The sequence below is a fragment of the Aliagarivorans taiwanensis DSM 22990 genome, from assembly GCF_000429505.1.
Taxonomy (GTDB): Bacteria; Pseudomonadota; Gammaproteobacteria; order Enterobacterales; family Celerinatantimonadaceae; genus Aliagarivorans; species Aliagarivorans taiwanensis.
Window position 1 is genome coordinate 23,274 of sequence record NZ_AUBZ01000038.1, and the last position, 19,346, is coordinate 42,619.

Genomic DNA, 19,346 nt, shown 5'->3' on the forward strand with positions numbered 1-19,346 from the left:
GTGTCGGTTAGCGAGTGGTATGAGCAGATCTTGCGGCGCCGTTTTTCTTGGCTGATAGCCTCGGTGGTCGCGTTGGTGCTGGTCACCCGCCTGCTCGGTGGGCTGTTACACGCTGGCCGCGAGACCGAGCTGCAGGCACTGCAGGAGTACCAGCGAGCATGGATGAGCCAGATGAGCTTGCTAAGGGTGCAAGCATTGGCAGCAGAGCCGGGTAGCGAGTTATTGCTCGCTCAACTGGCGGTCAGTGAAGAGGGCGAGCTAAGTAAAAGTGGGCAACATTTGGTTCGCCTTAATCAGCTTGCCTGGCCCAAGGTGGAAAATGTCAGTGACTGCTATCGGCTCTGGCAGTTGTTTTTTGGGCAAGAGCTTGAAAAAAAAGTGGAATTTGACGCAGAAACCTGTGCCTATCAGGTTTTTCGTAGTGGCGCTTTGCACTATGATTCCACTAATGGCCAGTTTCGCATTAATCGATATGAGTAAGGAGCTGCAGTGAGCACGTTTCGACAAAACAATGTACAAGGTGGATTCTCGTTAATCGAGCTGGTGATTGTGATTGTGATCCTGGGGATTTTGGCTGCGACTGCGTTGCCACGTTTCCTCGATGTCACCGATGAGGCCAAGGTTGCCAGTATGGAAGGCGTTGCGGGTGGCTTTGCAACCGGCGTCTCTCTGGTACGGGCCCAATGGGAGTCGGAAGCGCGCCCGCAAGATGCGGTGGGCAATGTGGTGATCTACGACACCGTTCAGCTCTATCTGACTACCGGCGATACTGCCAATGGCATCGCGGCAGGCTACCCCTTAGCCACCTCGGCTAACGTTGGGCTGCCGATTGATGCCACCCGCTGTCTGGAGGTGTGGGAGGCGATCTTCCAAAACCCCAGCCCGGCCAGCACCAATATAGGTGGCGTTCAGGATAACGGCTACTACGTGGCTACGGCGGCTGATCCCAATGGGATACAAGCCTGCGCCTACTATCAGGTCAACTCATTGGTGAAAAGTGGCGGCGGCTATACCGCACCAAGCGGCACCGATGTGGGCAATAATTTTACCTACCAGCCCCAAACTGGGCAGGTACTCACTAACGTTAACTAGCTAATCTAGGCTGTAATAAGGAAAGTAAAATGAAAAAACAACAGGGTTTTACCCTTATCGAATTGGTCATTGTGATCGTGATTCTGGGTATTCTGGCGGTTACCGCTGCGCCTAGATTTTTGAATTTGAGTGGCGATGCGCGTGCTTCTACTCTTGCTGGGCTGCGGGCCTCCATCGAAGGTGGTGCTAACCTCGTTTACAGCAAAGCCGCAATTCAGGGCTTGGAAGGGCTTGCAGGGCAGTCTGTGGATGTTGATGGTACCAATACCGTTACTTCTCAGTATGGCTACCCGTCGGTAAGCGCATTTTCTACAGGTGGTGCTGGTGAGCTTCAATACTGGCTCGATATTGATCAAGCTGCCTGGACTATCACTCCAGGAACCAGTGGTTCTAGCGACACAACGATACAACCTGCTACTGGAGGAAGTGCAACTTGCCAGCTGACCTATAAAGAAGCGACTGGTACTAACACGAGCCCGGATGTATCCATTGACGACTCGGGTTGTTAATTTTTCAGAAGTTGTTTTTGGGAGCGCCCTCTGAAACCGCGACGACTTAAGTCATCTGGTTTTACCCTGGTTGAGTTGGTTATCACCATTATCATTATCGGGGTGCTCTCGCTTACCGCCTTGCCACGCTTTTTCCGCAGTGGCTTTGGCGAGGCAAGTCTACGCGATCAGTTAATTGCCGCGATGCAATTGGTGCAGAATCAGAATATGCACCACCGCTCGCGGCATTTTTGTTTGCAGCTGCAAAGCGATAACTACTTCAAAGGCGAATGGTTTAGCGACAGTGTTACTTGTGTGCGAAGCGGCGAGTCGTTTGATTATCCCAATGGCACGCGCGTATCAACTACAGGCGCGATTCTGTTCACTCGCTTAGGCGAGGTACATAGCGACAGCACTTTCTGCTTGCCAGCAGGCTGTGAGATCACTGTGTCGGGCAGCGGCAGTGCTGCGCTTGCCATCAGCTCGGTAGGGCTTGTCTATGCGGTCGATTAAGTCCCAAGGTTTTACCCTGATCGAGCTGGTGATTGGTATTGTGGTACTGGCGATCGCTATGACCGTTAGTATCTCGTTTCTCTCACCACTGGCGAAGCGCTCCTTCGACCCGATTTATCAGATCCGCGCTGCTGAGTTGGGCTCCAGCCTGATGAACGAGATCCTCACCAAGTCCTTTGATCAAAACTCCGATCACACCGGCGGCGGCCAGTGGCGCTGTAGTGAACCCAATTCCTTAGGTGTCGCTACCACCTGTTCGGCAACGCTCGGGCCGGACGCGGGTGAGGCTCGCGATACCTTCAATGATGTGGATGACTATATCACCGGACAAACAGCTATCAGCGATAGCCAGGGCAGCGATTTAAGTGGCCTATATCGCGGCTACAGTTATCGAGTGGATGTGTCGGTAGTCACTGCCAACCTTACCAAGCGCATCGACCTTGTCGTGATCGCGCCCAATGGCAGCGAGTATGCCTTTTCGGCTGAGAGGTGGAACTACTGATGGGCGGGCGGCTAAGGCAAGCGGGTTTTACTCTGGTCGAACTGGTTATTACCATCGTTCTGTTGGCGATACTGGCTATCGCGACCAGTGATTTTATCCGCTCCGGCGCGCTGATTTTCAGCCAAGGTGCCGATCGGCAAGCACTGTTGGGGGAAGCCCGCTTTGCCATTCAACGCATCAATCAAGAGTTGCGTAACGCGCTCCCCAATAGCGCCAGTGTAACCCAAGGCGGGGCTTGTCTGAGCTTTGTGCCTATCGCCTCCAGCGGCACCTTTGTTGACTTGCCTAGCTTTCCTGCAAGCGGTAATCAAGTGACCTTGGTGCCGACGCTCGATCAGAGCGCATTGGCCGGCGTGTACCCCATCGCCAGCTACATCCTTAGCGCAGCTGAAATCCTCAATGGCAATGCCCTAATCAATGCTAACTGCAGCACTCAAACGCTAAAGCAGCATTGCGTGAACATCCCCACAGTTGCTGCAGGGGCGACGACCTACACCGCCAGCTTGGTTGACAACGCCGGCGCCGCCCAAGCGGTGAGCTTTGCCGCCACCTCACCAAGTCAGCGCTATTACTTGCTTAACCAACCGGTGGCATTTTGCATCAAAGACAATGAGCTACATCGCTTTTCGCCGCCTCCAACTAATTTGAGCCAAGAGAATGGCGGCTTGCTGGCGCGGCACTTAAGCACCGCCGCTGGCGATAATGGCTTTACCACCGTGCCCCCAAGTCTAAGCCGTAATGGTTTGATTAACCTGCGCTTTCGCTTTGTAGACGGGCAAGAATATCTGGATTTTAATTATGATATTACCGTTCCCAATCAGCCCTAAGCACCAGCAGGGCAGCGCGCTGACCATCGCCATCTTTGTGATTGTGGTGATGGCGCTATTAGCGGTGGGCTTGCTGCAGATGATTGATGATGGCTCGCGCAATGCCTCTTGGGAGGTGCTCGGCACCCGTGCCGATTTAGCGGCCAACTCGGCACTGGAGCGCTCGCTGGCGGAGCTGTTCCCGTTAAATGTTGGGACTGATGATTGCGCTGCTGTCACCACTGATATCAGTTACGCTGGGGCTGGCCTCGAGGGGTGCTCGGCAATCGTTGAGTGCTCGCCACTGGGGGAAGGTGATGGCGAAGTGGCAGAGTTAGGGCAAAGGGTGTTTGATTTGCTCGCTACTGGAATTTGCGGCAGCGGCGAAGTGCAGGTTGAGCGGAAAATCGCTATCCAGGCCCGTGGTTAAATAAGTAAGGAGCTACTGATGAAGACGCGTTGTGCTGCCATACTGACAATAGCCCTGTTAAGCGTGTTTACAACGTTTGCTCAGGCGGTCGACTGTAGTGATGTGTTCCCAACTCCAGCCTCATCTTCCCACCCTAATGGGGTGCTTGATATCAATTGGTTAGCCAAGATCTACGGCTCAAGCGCGGGCCAGATGGCAGTTAACCGGATTAACCAGATTAATAACGATGGTGACAGTTGCCCTGATGCTGGCATGGAGTGTGTCAGCATCGGTCCTAGCCAGGCTGGCAACCGTGTCACCATTCAAACCGGCAACGGCGGCAATAACATCCAACCGGCCTATCAGGAGGTATTGGTGTTGGGCGATAGCTCAAGCAACCCTGCCTACAACACCAATACCTTTGCAGACATCAACGCCAGTAATACTCGCGTGAGTTTAACTTTTGCTGCCAATCCCGGCGGCAGTGCAGACACCGAGTACTTTATCCGCAGCATTAATCTTGGCTTTCAAGGGGTGCTGCGTATGGCACCGGGTACCTACTGGGTGGAAAACGATGTCATTTTGCAAAATGAAACCCAGCTGGTGGTGCAGGGCAGTGGCACGGTTCGGCTGTTTATCGGCGGGCAGTTGAGGGCTCAATACCGCGCTAATCTCAACCAAGACTCAACCTTTGGGGGCGGCGACCCTGAGCAATTGCTGGTGTATACCGCTGCCAACATCACCTTGGATAACGAGGTTGAGGCAAGTATGTTTGGCTATGCCAATGGGCAGGCGCAGCTGCAGTTTCTCGCCGAGGTAAGTGGTGCGCTGCACGCTGCCAATCGTAAGGTAATCATGGACAATGAGTCGGTGATCCGTGGCAGCGGTGACGCTTCGATGCTTGATTTTGCGCCCTTATGTGACGGTAGTGAGCCGGCTGATCTTAACTTGCAATATGGTCGTTCACGGGTTTCTTCACCGAGCAGCAATGGCGCCACGGTTAGCTTTGATCAAAGCTACGACTCCCCCCCGCTGGTATTTTTGATGACGCCCATCGACAGCAATGACCCCGATAACGACGGGCCGGTTGTGGCGATCCTCACCAGTGTGAACGCAAGCGGTTTTACCTGGGCACGGCAGGAGCCGCCGAATAACAGCACCCCTTCGCAGAATATCCAAAGCGTTGATTGGATTGCGATTAATCAGGGTGAATTTACCTTAAGCGATGGTCGGCGTTTACTCGCGGGAAGTGTACCGATAGATAACCCGCAAGGTATGGATGGCAGTGGCTATGAGCTGGTCAGCGGCGACACCAGCTATGATGTGTGGTTGACTCAAATGCAGACCCGCAACAACAACTGTTGGCTCACAAGCTTGGCTCGGGAGCGCAACGGTATTCGCGTTGCCCTGGATGTTAGCGGGGCCACCGATGGCACGCAGTGTTATCCCGGCGGGCTTACCCAAGGTCAGCTACAACAAGAAACCGTAGGCTATCTATTGGCAGAACAGGGTTTTGGTACCGCCACCATCAATGGGCAATCGGTTCAGTACCAGTTTGGCTTGGCAGCGAATACCGACAGGCGTGCGGGGCAAGACCCATCCAGACAATGCGCCTACATCAACAGCTATCAAAGCAGCTTATTTTCTTCCGAGCCGGTCATGGTGGGTGGCAAAGGCTCGCGTAAGGGTACCGAAGGTGGTTGGCTGCGCCGCTGCTTACATGATGCCCAGCAATTCACCTTTGTGGTGGACGAAGACCAGTATCAAACCGCCGACCGCAAGCACCAAAACGAAGACCTGAGCTATATGGCGTTTAGCTTTGGCGAGGATGTGGGTGTTCCGGGCTTGGAAATTAGTGCTGCAAGCCTCGGGCTGACCTGCGATATCCATGAGATCACCCTGCGCGCCACCCTAGATGGGCAAACCGACCAAAGCTTTGTGGGTAGCGTGGCACTTAGCACCAGTACCAACCGAGGCATCTGGAGCACTATCGATGGCAAGGCTGATGGCAGTCTGACCCCAGACCCGCAAACTGATAACGGCAGCGCCAGCTATCAGTTTGTGTCCAGCGACCAAGGTGAAGTGACCTTAGGGCTGTTCCATGCCTTGGAAGGTGATGTGGAGATCACCGTGGCGGATGGCGCGTTAAACGCGAGCACCACCGTTAGCCTGTCTGCCTATGGATTACGCGGGGAGCTAACCAGCACACGGGGTTGGGGGGCCAACCCGCATATCGCCAATGAGCCGTTTAGCCTCACCCTAACCGCGGTGGGCAAGGACGAGTCGGGCGCTGACTGTAGCCCTCTCACTGATTATGCCGGCAGTAAAAACATCGCGTTTTGGAGTGACTATGTGCAGCCGAGTAGCGGCACTCGCCAGCTTAGTGTGGAAGGTAATGCAGTGGGTGCCAGTGAAGCGGCGCGCACCACGCTGGCGGTGAGTTTTAGCGACGGAGAAAGCGACCCCATCGCCCTGAATTATAACGATGCCGGAAGGCTTGCCATCAACTATTGGGATGAGGCCGGCAGTATTGTTGATGATGCCACGGTTACTCTTCGCGGCAGCAATGGTGCCGATGTTTTGCCCGCCGCTTTGGTTTGGACAAACGTTGAAGATGGTTCCGGCGGGGCAAACCCTCAGGGCACAGCAACAGACGGTAGTGGGTTCGTTGCTGCTGGTGCAGAGTTTTCTGCTCGTTTACAGGCTCTGGTGGCTGATTGCACAGACGCCTCTAATATCAACTGCCAGGCACGCAATTTTGTTCCAGATAACTCTGCCGTTATCTCTCATAAGTTGGAGACCCCGGCTGAGTCTTTAGGGGGAGCTACAGGCAGCTTTGTGGGTAATGAGGAGCAGAGCTGGTCGCTAGGGGGCAATAATTTTGGCATGTTTTCGTGGAGTGAAGTTGGCTCCATCGTCCTAAGCGGAGAGGTTGAGCAATACCTCGGTTGGGATGTTAGCGCCGCCAACTCGGATAATCTGGGAGTGCGATTGTGGGCGGAGCAAAGCGTAGGGCGCTTCTATCCGGCTTACTACGAACTGTTGGCTCATGCTACTACCTCGCTGGCTCCGATAAACCCTGGCTGTGGTATTGGAGGTTTTACTTACACTGGTGCCACTGACGGCGATGCTCAACACCTTGCCTGGAAAATTGAAGCGCGCAATGCTTCGGGCGCTCTCGTTTCCAACTACGAGCGAAACTTGTATAACGTTGGCAGCGTGGGGCAGAGCTGGCGAGCTACCCCGACGAACGTTGATAATCGTTTGTGGGTAGCCACGCCCGAAGCTGCCGATGCGAGCGCTTGGGCTGATGGCGTGATTAACTATCCACCACAAGACAGCACTACCAATATCGGCTTAGCCAGTGGCATCACCAAATCGCTTACGGCAGAAGTCCCCACTGATGGTGCGACCATGCAGATCTACTATCAAGGACTGGATGGCAGCATCTTGCGCTCCCAAGCAAATGTAGATAACAGCTCTCAAGGTTTTGTTTGCGATGGTACCGGCTGGTGTGAGTTGGGCACTATGCCGCAACTACGCCATGGGCGGATATTCTCACCGAACTCCTTCGGCAGTGAGCTAGAGAGCATTCGGGTGCAGCCTCAGTTGCAGTACGTAGATGCGAACGGTCAGTTTGTGCTAAATAGCGACGACAATGGCTGCACCGTGCCACTGGCCAACTACTGGCAAAGTGATAACTGCACAGCAGGGCAGGCTGCGCCGTTTGCCATGACCCAAGAGTTTGGCGCCTCGCAAAATGGCTTGCTACAACAGCGCTTTGACCCCGGCAACCAGATGGAAACTGGCCAAGTTTGCTATTGGTACGATCACGATTTTGATCCCACCGTGCCCAGCTTGCTGTGGCTGCGCGATGACTGGAATGGCGATGGCGCTCATAGCGGCGACGATGACCGGGCAGGCCATGGCGAGGTCAGCTTTGGCTGGTTCCGGCAAAACGATAGGGTGATTTTCCGCCGTTCGCTCTAATGGGCGAAACAGTTGGGTAAGTAAGTGGCTACTGCCAGTAAAAGCGCCGCACTGCTAAGGATATTGCGCAATGCACGCTAAGTGCGCTAACCAAAACATAAAATAAACATTTTGGCATATCAGGAAACATTCCGACCCGGCATGGGGATTAGCTCACGCTATTCAGTGCTTGAGGCCAGTTGTGGCTTGCTCTGGCCGTGTCCGGTTGGTAAAGTGAGGCCAAATTTTATCGTTTCTCAAAAGCATACTTTTCAGGATAACGCCCAGCTATGTTAAAAAAGCTAAGAGGCCTGTTTTCTAACGATTTATCTATCGACCTAGGGACAGCTAACACCCTCATCTACGTGAAAGATCAAGGCATCGTACTTAATGAACCCTCTGTAGTCGCCATCCGTCAGGAGCGCTCAGGCAGCCCGAAAAGCGTTGCCGCGGTGGGTCATGCAGCAAAGCAGATGCTTGGCCGTACCCCAGGTAATATCCTGGCGATCCGCCCGATGAAAGACGGTGTTATCGCCGACTTCTACGTCACCGAAAAGATGCTGCAGCACTTTATCAAGCAAGTGCATGACAACAACTTCCTTCGCCCAAGCCCACGTGTGTTGGTCTGTGTACCTTGTGGTTCTACCCAAGTTGAGCGCCGTGCTATCCGTGAATCTGCCTTGGGTGCTGGCGCCCGTGAGGTGTACCTGATCGACGAGCCAATGGCTGCTGCCATCGGTGCTGGCCTGCCTGTATCCGAAGCGACCGGTTCGATGGTGGTCGATATCGGTGGTGGTACTACCGAGGTTGCAATCATCTCGCTGAACGGCGTGGTGTACTCGTCTTCAGTACGTATTGGTGGTGACAAGTTCGATGAAGCGATCATCAACTACGTGCGCCGCAACTACGGCAGCTTGATCGGTGAAGCGACCGCCGAGCGTATCAAGCACGTGATCGGCTCTGCCTACCCCGGCGATGAAGTGAAAGAGATCGAAGTACGCGGCCGTAACCTGGCAGAAGGTGTACCAAGAAGCTTCACCCTGAACAGCAACGAGATCCTTGAAGCGCTGCAAGAGCCGCTATCTGGCATCGTTAGCGCAGTTATGGTTGCCCTTGAGCAAAGCCCACCAGAGCTGGCCTCAGATATCTCTGAGCGCGGCATGGTGCTAACCGGTGGTGGCGGCTTGCTTAAAGACCTGGATCGCCTGTTGATGGAAGAGACCGGTATTCCGGTTGTGGTGGCCGACGACCCACTTACCTGTGTGGCCCGTGGCGGCGGTAAAGCCATCGAAATGATCGATATGCACGGCGGCGACCTGTTCCAAGAAGAATAATCCGCTGTTAACAGCGACAAAGGGCCGCAAGGCCCTTTATAGTATTAAGCAATGAAACCGATATTTGGTCCCGGCCCATCGCTGCAACTGCGTTTGTTGTTGGCTGTGGTGGTCTCAATCTGTCTTATCTTAACCGATGCGAACGTTGGCGCCTTTGCCAAGGTACGCTTGTATCTCCATTCCGCGGTAAGCCCCCTGCAGTACCTGGCCAACATGCCCCGTCAGATGATGGACAGCATGTCTGATCAGGTGATGACCCGCGCGCAACTGCAGCAGCAAGTGGCTGCGCTGCGCCAGCGAGAGCTGCTAAGTCGCGCTGAGCAGCTCACCATGGAGAGCCTGACCAAAGAGAATGAACGGCTACGTGCCTTGCTCGGCTCGCCGTTGCGTCGCGACAACCGCAAGATGGTTGCCGAGATCATGGCGGTCGATTCAGACCCCTTTAGCCATCAAGTGGTTATCGATAAGGGTTCGCTGGATGGGGTGTATGAAGGCCAGCCGGTGATTAATGACCTCGGTGTGGTCGGTCAGGTGCATTCGGTGGGCAGTACCACCAGTCGCGTGCTGCTGATCAGTGATGCCAGCCATGGCGTGCCAGTTCGCGTGTTGAGAAACGATATTCGCGCGATCGCCCATGGCAGCGGTGAACTGAACCGCCTCGACATTCCTCATCTGCCGCGCAGCACCGATATTCAAGAGGGCGACTTACTGGTCACCTCTGGCCTAGGCGGGCGCTTCCCGGAAGGGTATCCGGTGGCGACCATCACCTTCTATGAATACCAAGAAGGTAAGCCCTACGCCGATGTACAGGCTCAGCCGGTAGTGGCGCTGGAGCGCTTGCGCTACCTGCTGCTGGTTTGGCCGGAGAGTTCCCGACAATGAAGATAGCCAACTCGCGTAGCGTTGTCTCGGCATCGCTGTTTATCGCGCTACTGTTGACCATTATCCCCCTGCCATTGGGGGTGGATGCCTATCGCCCTGATTGGCTGCTGCTGTGTCTGGTCTATTGGACCATTGCGCTGCCGCACCGGGTCAACGTGGGTGTTGCTTTCACGGTAGGCCTTATTCTTGATTTGCTGCTCGGCTCCACGCTTGGCGTGCGCGCCTTGGCGATGTCGATCGTGGTCTATCTGGCGGCGTCTAACTTTACCCGTTTACGTAACTTCTCGGTGTGGCAACAAGCTATGGTTATCGGGTTGCTGGCCGCGGTATCCAAGCTGGTAGTGTTCTGGGCCGAGTATCTGGTGAATGTGGTGCATATGCCGGAGAACTACTTCCACTCGATCATCACCTCGGTGGTGGTGTGGCCTTGGGTATTCTTGTTGCTGCGCAAACTGCGGCGCCAATGGAAGGTCACATGAGCGACTGCACGGCTCCACAATTGGTACTGGCATCGGCTTCACCTCGCAGGGTGGAGCTTTTGCGTCAATTGGGCTGGGAATTTGTCCAGCAAAGCGCCGATATCGACGAATCCATGCTACCCGGTGAAGCGCCTGCGGCGCTGGTGGAGCGCTTAGCTCGCGAAAAAGCCGCGGCGGTTGCCCACGACTGGCCCATTGATACCGGGGTGTTGGGCTCCGATACCATTGTCGAGATAGATGGAAAGGTGTTAGGTAAGCCACAGCATCAACAGCAGGCAGTTGCTATGCTGGAGCTGCTCTCTGGCCGTATTCATCGCGTAATGACCGCGATTGCTCTTTGTTACCGCGGCCACTGTTATGCAAAGGTGGTCACCACCGAGGTGCAGTTCACTACACTGACACCGACCATGATTGCTGATTACTGGCACAGTGGTGAGCCCCAAGACAAGGCCGGCAGCTACGGCATTCAAGGGCTCGGTGGTAACTTTGTGGAACGTATCGTGGGTAGTTACAGTGCTGTCGTTGGCTTGCCCCTGGTAGAAACCCAGCAGTTACTAAGCTCCACGCTTAAGTCTTAAGGTTGCTATGTCTACAGAACTGTTAATCAATATGACGCCGGCTGAAACCCGGGTCGCTCTCATCGAAAATGGCATTCTTCAGGAAGTTCACGTAGAACGCGACGCCCGCCGTGGCATCGTGGGCAATATTTACAAAGGTCGCGTCAGCCGGGTATTGCCGGGGATGCAGGCGGCATTTGTGGATATCGGCTTGGAAAAAGCCGCCTTTCTGCATGCCTCCGACATCGTGCCGCACACCGAGTGTGTTGATGTCACCGAACAAGAACACTTCCAGGCCGGCAATATCGCCGAGCTGGTGCGCCAAGGCCAAGACATTATGGTGCAGGTTGTGAAAGACCCTCTTGGCACTAAAGGTGCGCGCCTCACCACCGACATCACCCTGCCGTCCCGGTATCTGGTGTTTATGCCGGGCAGCGCCCATGTTGGGGTCAGCCAGCGCATCGATAGCGAAGAAGAACGCGAGCGTCTAAAGGGCATCAGCGGTGACTATGTCGACGAGCTAGGCGGCTTTATTATTCGCACCGCTGCCGAAGGGGTGGGTGACCAAGAGCTATCGCAGGATGCGGCGTTTTTGAAGCGGGTGTGGCGCAAGGTGCTGCAACGCAAAGAGACCCAGCCGAGCCGTACTTGTTTGTACTCGGAGCTTAGCCTGTCGCTGCGGGTGATCCGCGATTTTGTGGGCACCCGTTTGGACCGTATTCGTGTCGATTCGCGAATTACCTACGAAGAGCTGGTGAACTTTTCGTCAGAATTTGTGCCAGAGTTTACTGAGATCCTCGATTATTACTCTGGAGAGCAACCCATCTTTGACCTGTTTGACGTGGAGAACGAGATCCAACGTGCGCTCAGTCGGCGGGTGGAGCTCAAATCAGGCGGCTATCTGATCATCGACCAGACCGAAGCGATGACCACCATCGATATCAACACCGGTGCCTTTGTTGGCCACCGTAATCTGGAAGAGACCATCTTCAACACCAATATTGAGGCGACCCAGGCGATCGCCCGCCAACTGCGTCTGCGCAACCTTGGCGGCATTATCATCATCGACTTTATCGATATGAACGATCAAGAGCACCAACGCCGGGTACTGCACAGCCTTGAGGCTGCACTGGAAAAAGATCGCGCCAAGACCAACGTCAGCGGCTTCTCCCAGCTTGGGCTGGTGGAGATGACCCGCAAGCGTACCCGCGAGAGCATCGAGCACATCTTGTGTGGTGAGTGCCCAAGCTGTAAGGGCCGTGGCACTGTTAAAACCGTGGAAACCGTCTGCTTTGAGGTGCTGCGTGAAGTGCTCAGAGTCAACCGTGCCTACGACGCCGATAAGTTTATCGTCTACGCCTCAACCCACGTGGCGGAGATGCTGAACGACGATGAATCGCATAGCCTTGCCGAGCTGGAAGTGTTTATGGGCAAGCAGGTACAGGTGCAGGCTGAGCCCATGTACAGCCAGGAAAAATTCGATGTGGTGCTGATGTAGTTTATGGGAAGGCACTTCGCAATTTGGGGCCGCCGCTGCTGGCTGCTGATCGTCGCCATGCTGGTGGTGGTCGCGTTGCTGCTCAGCGGCGTACGTGGGGCGTTCTACCTCGCCAGCAATTATAAGCAAGGCTTGGTTGACTGGCTCACCAAAGATATCAACGTTCAGCTGAATGTTGGCCAGCTTAATGGTCGTATTAGCCAGTTCCGGCCGACGCTGGTGCTGGAGAATGTGTCGATTGAGTTGGGCGAGCAGCAAGATTACCGCTTTGATGTGGCAGAGGTTCTGCTGCAGATCGACCTGTTCGAGACCATTGAACACCGTGAGCTGGTCCTTAGCCAAGTAATCCTCAACGGCAGCGACGTGCGCCTGCCGATAGGCCGGTTCTCTGGTAGTGGCGGGGGTGCTCCGGCCAATACCCAGCGCCTGTTTTCAGATATCTTCCTCAACCGCATGGCGCACTTTAAGCTGACCAACAGTATCGTCAATTTGCAGCTGCCCAATGATCAGCATACCCTCTACGTTGACTACCTGAGCTGGCGCAACGATGACGACCTGCATCAAGGCGATGGTCGTTTATTGGTGCCCGGGGATGAGCAAAACGGCGACCTTGGCTTTCGTATCGACCTAAATGGTAACCACCGCGACTGGTCTTCGATGCAAGGGCAAATCTATCTGGATGCCGATGAGCTGAACCTTAATTTCTTTCAACAATGGTTGCCGCAACTTGCGAAGAAGCGCCTAAGCAGCGACCTCAGTTTTGAAGCTTGGGCTAGCTTTGGACCAGAGCAGGTGCCGCAGGTGACCTGGCAGTGGCGACCTAGCGCCATTCGCTGGGAAGACCCTGAGCAACAAGGCTTGGAGATCGAACAGGGCCTGCTAGTGGCGCGCTATCAACAGGGTTACTGGCAACTTGATAAGCTGCCGTGGACCGTGCGCGCGCAGGGCCGGGCGATCAACGACTTTAACCTAAATGCCACCATGAGCGGCCGCCATGGTGAGATCTCGGCCAGCTTGAGTGATTTGTCCCTGCCCGATTGGGCGCCGCTCGCCGGGCTCTTTAGCTCCTATATGCCGCCGCTTGCCTGGCAAAACATTGTCACGGCCGGTACCTTGTCGCAACTCGAGGTTGACTGGCGGGCGCACAGCGGTGAGCTCAGCTACCAGCTGGTTGCCGATGGAGTTCGCACCCAAGGCATCGGCGCCATCCCCACCGTTCAGGGATTAGATGCCCAGTTACACGGCGATCAGTATCGGGCCAAGTTGGCCTTGCATCAGCAAGGCGGTGAGATCCATGTTCCGATTCAGTTCCAAGATGCTTGGCCAGTGGAGCAGCTCGATGCCCTCATCGATCTCGATTTCTCCCATGGTCCGCTCAAAGTCAGTAGCCGCGACACCTTGCTGCACACCCAAGATGCACAGGTGAAAGCCAAGTGGCTGTTGGATTGGCAAGGCCAGCAAAGCTTGCCGTTACTATCGCTGTCGGCGGAAGTCGACGTGTTGGATGCGGGCAGAGCCCATCACTACTACCCGGATGTGATGCCCGATGGGGTGTATAGCTATCTTGCGCGCGCCCTGCAGGCGGGCCAAGCCGATAAAGCCCAGGTACTGTGGTTCGGTAAGCTGCAAGCCTTCCCCTATGATGCCAACGACGGCATGTTCCAAGCCTTCGTTCCACTTACTAAAGCGCGTTTTGAGTTTGGGGAAGATTGGCCTGCGCTGGAAGACTTACAGCTCGATCTGTTGTTCCAAAACGATGGCCTGTTTATGGAGAGCCGTCAGACTCAGCTTGGCGATGTGAGTGCCAAGCGTTTGGTGGCCAGCATTCCGCGCTTTCAAGACCAGATGCTGCAGATCAACAGCCAGCTGGAGGGGCGCGCCGATGCGGTGACCGCCTATCTGCTGACCACCCCGGTTAAGGCGCTTCGCGAGAGCATGCAGCAGCTACCGGTGACGGGTAATAAGGTGAGTGGCGCGCTGAGCTTAAGTATTCCGCTGAACGGCGATCCGGTCACCGCAGCCGGGCACGTCGATTTTGTTAACAACCGCCTTGAAGTTAAGCCGGTGGGGATGCAGGTCGAAGGGCTATCAGGGCGGCTCTATTTTAATAACGACCAACTCTCCAGCAGTGGGCTTAGAATGCGCTGGCGCCAATTGCCGCTAGCCCTGGAGCTGAACTCGGGCATTGATGAGGAAGGCGTGTACCAACTAGAGCTAGGGCTAAATGGTCGCTGGCCGCTATCGCTCACCGAACGAGCTTTCAACCTGCCGTTGGCGCCCGTTACCCAAGGTCAGCTAGGCTGGCGTGGCGACCTACAGCTAAGCCTTCTCGAGGAAGGGTTTAGTTACCAAGCCAATCTCAGCAGCGACCTGCGCGGGGTGAGTTTGGCGATGCCGGAACCCTTGAGCAAAGCGGGCGAGCAAGCATGGCCTACGGTGATTTCGCTCAGTGGCGATCAGGACGGCGGAGCGCTGGATTTAGAGATCTCCGAGCGACTCACCGGACGTAGCCGCTTCAGTAGTGCCGACCAAGACTTAGTGCTTGAGCAAATCGTGCTGCATGCCGGTGCTGGCAGTGCCCGCAACTGGCAGGGCGAGGGCTTGGGGCTTAGTTTTGCCTATCCAGAGCTGGATCTATCGTCGTGGATCAGTTGGTTGAAGCAACGGCCGCAGCCTAAACCCACAGAGCCTGCCCAGTATCAGAATGTGCAGCTGGGGATACCTAAGCTGCAGTTTGTCCACGGTGAGGTGGACCGAGCCCAGCTCTATGGGCAGCAACTCACCCAGCTTAACTTTGGTTATTTGCCGCGCAGTTTGACCCAGTGGCGGGTAGAGGCCGATGAGTTAGTGGCCAGCATCGCCATCCCTGAAGCTGACGCGTACGACCAGCGGGTGCGGGTATTGATCGAAGAGGCGAATCTACCAGACTTGAGCTTTAGCCCACTGACCGGACAGGGAAGCACCGAGCCGGCAGAGCAAGTGGTTAAGAGCAAGCGCGACGACTGGCGCCTGCCACCCTTGTCGCTCACCTGCAACAAGTGTCAGGTGAGCCACTTTTATCTAGGGGATATGAGCCTCGATCTGCCGATTGAGGGCGATCGCTTAGATAACGGCAAGCTACGTATCAACTGGGGGCATACCCAACTGTCTGCCGACGTAAACTGGTTTGCTGAGAACGGCGCTCAGCGCAGCGAATTAGTCGGTATCGTCAACTCCGGCTCCAGCGAGCAGATGCTACGCGACTTAGGCTATGCCAGCCCGATTATGGATACGCCTTCGCGCACTGGCTTTACCCTTAACTGGCAGGGGCCGCTGTATAGCCCTGATGTGGCTAGCCTTAATGGCCAAGTTGAGTATGTGGGCGGCGAAGGGGTGCTCACTGAGGTCAGCGATAAGGGCGCACGTTTGTTCTCGCTGGCCAGCCTCGATACGGTGCAGCGTCGCCTTAAGCTCGACTTCCGCGATGTCTTCGATAAGGGCATGCACTACGATTCGATAAGCGCCACCATGCAGTTCGACGATGGCCTGATGAGCAACGATGACTTCTTCCTCGACGGTGTAGCCGGGGCCATGCGTGGTCGCGGCACGGTTGACCTGCCCTCAGGCTCGCTCGACTACCGAATTAGCTTTGCGCCTAAGTTTACTTCCAGCCTTCCGGTGCTCACCGCCTTCTTGGTGACACCGGCGACCGGCGTGGCGGTACTGGCTCTGCAGAAGCTGTTTGAGCCGATGGTGGAAGTGGTGACCCAGATTGACTTTGCACTTACCGGCAATATCAGCGAACCTGAACTAATCGAACTAGAGCGGGTACAGCGGGAGATTGAAGTGCCAACCGAGTTTCGCCAAGGGCCGGAGCAATAATGCGCTTACACGCGATCCAGATGGTATCAACGGATGATGTCGCAGCAAACTTGGCGCAAGCTAGTGCGCTGGTTGCCGAGGCCGCGCCTCAAGCGGGCGATCTGGTGCTACTACCGGAAAACTTCGCCCTGATGGCCAAGCAATCGGCCTATTGGCAGTTGGCTGAAACCTTAGGCGATGGCCCGGTGCAAGACTGGCTCGCAGCGCTGGCCCTCCAGCATGGCATCTACCTTGTTGCAGGCAGTTTTCCGATCCGCTGCGATGGCGAGCAGCGCTGCTATACCAGCTGCTTGGCCTACTCACCCAGCGGTGAACAACTGGCCCACTACCACAAGCTGCACCTGTTCGATGTGGATATTGCCGATAACCAACGCAGCTACCGCGAGTCAGACAGTTTTATCCCCGGCGAGCGGATTGTTAGCTTTCAAGCAGGCGAGCATCGGGTTGGGCTGAGTATCTGTTTCGATCTGCGCTTCCCCCGCCTTTATCAGCTGCTCGCCGAGCAGGGCTGTGATATGGTTGTTGTTCCGGCTGCGTTTACCGCACACACCGGCGCTGCGCATTGGCACAGCCTGCTCAGCGCCCGGGCCATCGAGAATCAGTGTTATCTGCTGGCTGCCAATCAAGGCGGCGTTCATATCGGTGGCCGCCAAACCTGGGGACATTCCATGATTATCGACCCATGGGGTCGAAGCCTAGCGATTCAGGAGCAAGGCCCGGGTGTCGCCAGCAGCGAATTTAATCCTGAACTAATTACAGACGTTCGTCAGAGTATGCCGCTTAAACAGCACGCTCTGCTCAAACCGCTACGGAGAGATTAAGTACTATGTCATTCGATCGCGTCAGTCAGTCGCTATTGGCTCCTGGAGATATTGGAGAGGCTGAGCTGGCCAAGGCTCTGGGAGAGGTGGCAAAGCACCATGTGGACTATGCAGACCTGTTTTTCCAGCATAGCCGCCACGAATCCTGGGTGCTTGAGGATGGCATTGTCAAAGAAGGCAGCTACAACATCGAGCAAGGTGTTGGGGTGCGCGCCATCAGCGGTGAGCAAACCGGCTTTGCCTACTCCGACGACATTAATCAACAAGCCTTGCTGCAAACCTGCCGCGCCGCGCGTGGCATCGCTATGCCCGGTGTTGGCGCTACCCCACAAGCGCTAAAGCGCCAGGCAATCAACAACTGCTACCGCGCCGATGACCCGCTGGTCAGCCTCGAAAACCAACAAAAGATCGCCCTACTGGAGCGTGCCGACGCCTACGCGCGCAGCCTCGACCCAGCAATTACTCAAGTGATTGTGAGCATCAGCGGAGTGTACGAAGAAGTGCTGGTCGCCGCCAGCGATGGCACCCTGAACGCCGATATCCGCCCCTTGGTGCGCTTCAACTGTAGTGTGCTCGCCGAGCGTAATGGCCGCCGTGAACGCGGTTCAGCCGGTGGTGGTGGGCGTACCGATTACAGCTACTTCTTCGAAGAGATCGACGGCCAAGAACGCGCCATGAACTTTGTGAAAGAAGCGGTGCGTCAGGCCTTAGTCAACCTCGAAGCCATCGACGCACCAGCTGGCCTAATGCCAGTGGTTCTCGGTGCTGGTTGGCCGGGCGTATTGCTGCACGAAGCGGTGGGCCATGGCCTGGAAGGCGACTTTAACCGCAAGGGCTCGTCGGCCTTTAGCGGCAAGATGGGCCAACAAGTGGCCTCGCCACTGTGCACCATTGTCGATGACGGCACCTTAGCTAATCGCCGTGGCTCGGTGAGCATGGATGATGAGGGCACCCCCGGTCAGTACAATGTGCTAATCGAAAATGGTGTGCTCAAAGGCTATATGCAAGATAAGCACAATGCCCGCCTGATGGGCACTCAATCCACCGGTAATGGTCGCCGCGAATCATACGCCCACCTGCCGTTGCCGCGTATGACCAACACCTATATGTTGGCTGGTGAGAGCGAGCCAGAAGAGCTGATCGCCTCGGTGAAACGCGGTATCTACGCGCCGAACTTTGGCGGCGGTCAGGTGGATATCACCTCCGGTAAGTTTGTGTTCTCAGCCTCCGAGGCCTACCTGATTGAAGACGGTAAGCTGGGCGCTCCTTTGAAAGGAGCTACCTTGATCGGCAACGGGCCAGAGGCCATGCAACAGGTGTCGATGGTGGGTAACGACCTGCGCCTAGACCACGGTGTTGGGGTATGTGGTAAGGATGGGCAAAGCGTACCTGTAGGGGTGGGGCAGCCTAGTCTTAAGCTTGAGGAGATTACAGTGGGGGGGACGGCTTAGTTCGTTTTCTTTTGACTGTTTAAAAACGGCCTATATGGGCCGTTTTTTGTGCCTGTTGCTTAGGGTAGCTTATTTATTTGGCTGTATTTTTTGCTGCTCGGGTGTGTTTCGCCCTGACGGCGACTTACTTTCTCTTTGCTTTGCCAAAGAGAAAGTAAGCAAAGAGAAAGGCAACCTCGGGGCTGCTTGCTCACTGCGTTGCTCGGTGCCTGCGGGCGCGAAATAACTCGCTTCGCTCAAACAAGATTTCGCACTGATCCGCATTCACCTTGCGCTACTCGTCGCAGCCCAGAGGGACCGGGTGATCGTTGTTGGCTTCTAACTCAGTTTTGCCCTGACGAATCCCCACATAATTAGCCGATAAATCAGAGTGTTGCGCTTGGAGTGCAACCCGCGAAGTGATCTAATGGTATGTGCAACCAAACCAGCAGATACAAGGACTTCACGGGATGCACGAGTTGCGAATTGTATATCAAGCGCTTTATCAGAACTGCCCTGAGCTGCACAAAAAGCGCCTCGATACCCTTATAACCGCTGTCAAGGCGCTGCAAAGCAGCGACACGCTGACGCTCACCTCGCTGGGCAGGCACATCGGTAACAACACCAAAGTAAAACACAGCATCAAGCGTATGAACCGCTTCTTGGGCAACCCGCATATGCACGCCGAAAGAGGCAGTGTATATC

16 protein-coding genes and 1 pseudogene are annotated in these 19,346 nt (G+C 55.5%); all 17 read left to right on the forward strand.

Going from position 1 to position 19,346, the window contains the following annotated elements; translation table 11 throughout:
- Nucleotides 1–480, forward strand: coding sequence for a hypothetical protein (locus tag G462_RS0116800; RefSeq protein WP_026960024.1), 480 nt, complete (start codon nt 1–3; stop codon nt 478–480).
- Nucleotides 481–489: 9 nt separating this feature from the next.
- Nucleotides 490–1,092, forward strand: coding sequence for a type II secretion system protein (locus tag G462_RS0116805; protein ID WP_026960025.1), 603 nt, complete (start codon nt 490–492; stop codon nt 1,090–1,092).
- A 29-nt stretch (nt 1,093–1,121) separates the two neighbouring features.
- Entirely contained in the window at nt 1,122–1,601 is a 480-nt protein-coding gene (locus G462_RS25080; protein ID WP_026960026.1) for a type II secretion system protein, read from the forward strand.
- A 30-nt stretch (nt 1,602–1,631) separates the two neighbouring features.
- Nucleotides 1,632–2,093 (forward strand): pilus assembly FimT family protein, encoded by a 462-nt coding sequence (locus tag G462_RS24045; protein ID WP_084405101.1) that lies wholly within the window; start codon nt 1,632–1,634, stop codon nt 2,091–2,093.
- A complete protein-coding gene (locus G462_RS0116820; RefSeq protein ID WP_026960028.1) occupies nt 2,080–2,595 on the forward strand; it encodes a type IV pilus modification PilV family protein in 516 nt (171 codons plus the stop codon). The genes G462_RS24045 and G462_RS0116820 overlap by 14 nt, the downstream gene beginning before the upstream one ends.
- Nucleotides 2,583–3,422 (forward strand): PulJ/GspJ family protein, encoded by an 840-nt coding sequence (locus G462_RS0116825; RefSeq protein ID WP_157378657.1) that lies wholly within the window; start codon nt 2,583–2,585, stop codon nt 3,420–3,422. The genes G462_RS0116820 and G462_RS0116825 overlap by 13 nt, the downstream gene beginning before the upstream one ends.
- Nucleotides 3,394–3,831, forward strand: coding sequence for a pilus assembly PilX family protein (locus G462_RS23155; RefSeq protein ID WP_035478118.1), 438 nt, complete (start codon nt 3,394–3,396; stop codon nt 3,829–3,831). The genes G462_RS0116825 and G462_RS23155 overlap by 29 nt, the downstream gene beginning before the upstream one ends.
- An 18-nt stretch (nt 3,832–3,849) precedes the next feature.
- Entirely contained in the window at nt 3,850–7,800 is a 3,951-nt protein-coding gene (locus G462_RS0116835) for a DUF6701 domain-containing protein (RefSeq protein ID WP_026960030.1), read from the forward strand.
- Nucleotides 7,801–8,069: 269 nt separating this feature from the next.
- Entirely contained in the window at nt 8,070–9,113 is a 1,044-nt protein-coding gene (locus tag G462_RS0116840; protein ID WP_026960031.1) for a rod shape-determining protein, read from the forward strand.
- Nucleotides 9,114–9,164: 51 nt separating this feature from the next.
- Entirely contained in the window at nt 9,165–9,995 is an 831-nt protein-coding gene (gene mreC / locus G462_RS23160; protein WP_084405102.1) for a rod shape-determining protein MreC, read from the forward strand.
- Complete coding sequence (mreD, locus tag G462_RS0116850; protein WP_026960032.1) at nt 9,992–10,474, forward strand: rod shape-determining protein MreD; 483 nt, start codon at nt 9,992–9,994, stop codon at nt 10,472–10,474. The genes mreC and mreD overlap by 4 nt, the downstream gene beginning before the upstream one ends.
- A complete protein-coding gene (locus G462_RS0116855; protein ID WP_026960033.1) occupies nt 10,471–11,052 on the forward strand; it encodes a Maf family protein in 582 nt (193 codons plus the stop codon). Before mreD ends, G462_RS0116855 begins: the two co-directional genes overlap by 4 nt.
- A gap of 7 nt (nt 11,053–11,059) precedes the next feature.
- A complete protein-coding gene (rng, locus tag G462_RS0116860) occupies nt 11,060–12,529 on the forward strand; it encodes a ribonuclease G (protein ID WP_026960034.1) in 1,470 nt (489 codons plus the stop codon).
- Between the two features lie 3 nt (nt 12,530–12,532).
- Complete coding sequence (locus tag G462_RS0116865) at nt 12,533–16,390, forward strand: YhdP family protein (RefSeq protein ID WP_026960035.1); 3,858 nt, start codon at nt 12,533–12,535, stop codon at nt 16,388–16,390.
- A complete protein-coding gene (locus G462_RS0116870) occupies nt 16,390–17,211 on the forward strand; it encodes a carbon-nitrogen hydrolase family protein (protein ID WP_026960036.1) in 822 nt (273 codons plus the stop codon). Before G462_RS0116865 ends, G462_RS0116870 begins: the two co-directional genes overlap by 1 nt.
- A 5-nt stretch (nt 17,212–17,216) precedes the next feature.
- On the forward strand, nt 17,217–18,662 hold the full coding sequence (tldD, locus tag G462_RS0116875) for a metalloprotease TldD (RefSeq protein ID WP_026960037.1): 1,446 nt from the start codon (nt 17,217–17,219) through the stop codon (nt 18,660–18,662).
- A 449-nt stretch (nt 18,663–19,111) separates the two neighbouring features.
- Nucleotides 19,112–19,346 (forward strand): annotated as a pseudogene (locus G462_RS0116880) (IS4 family transposase); the annotation flags it as partial.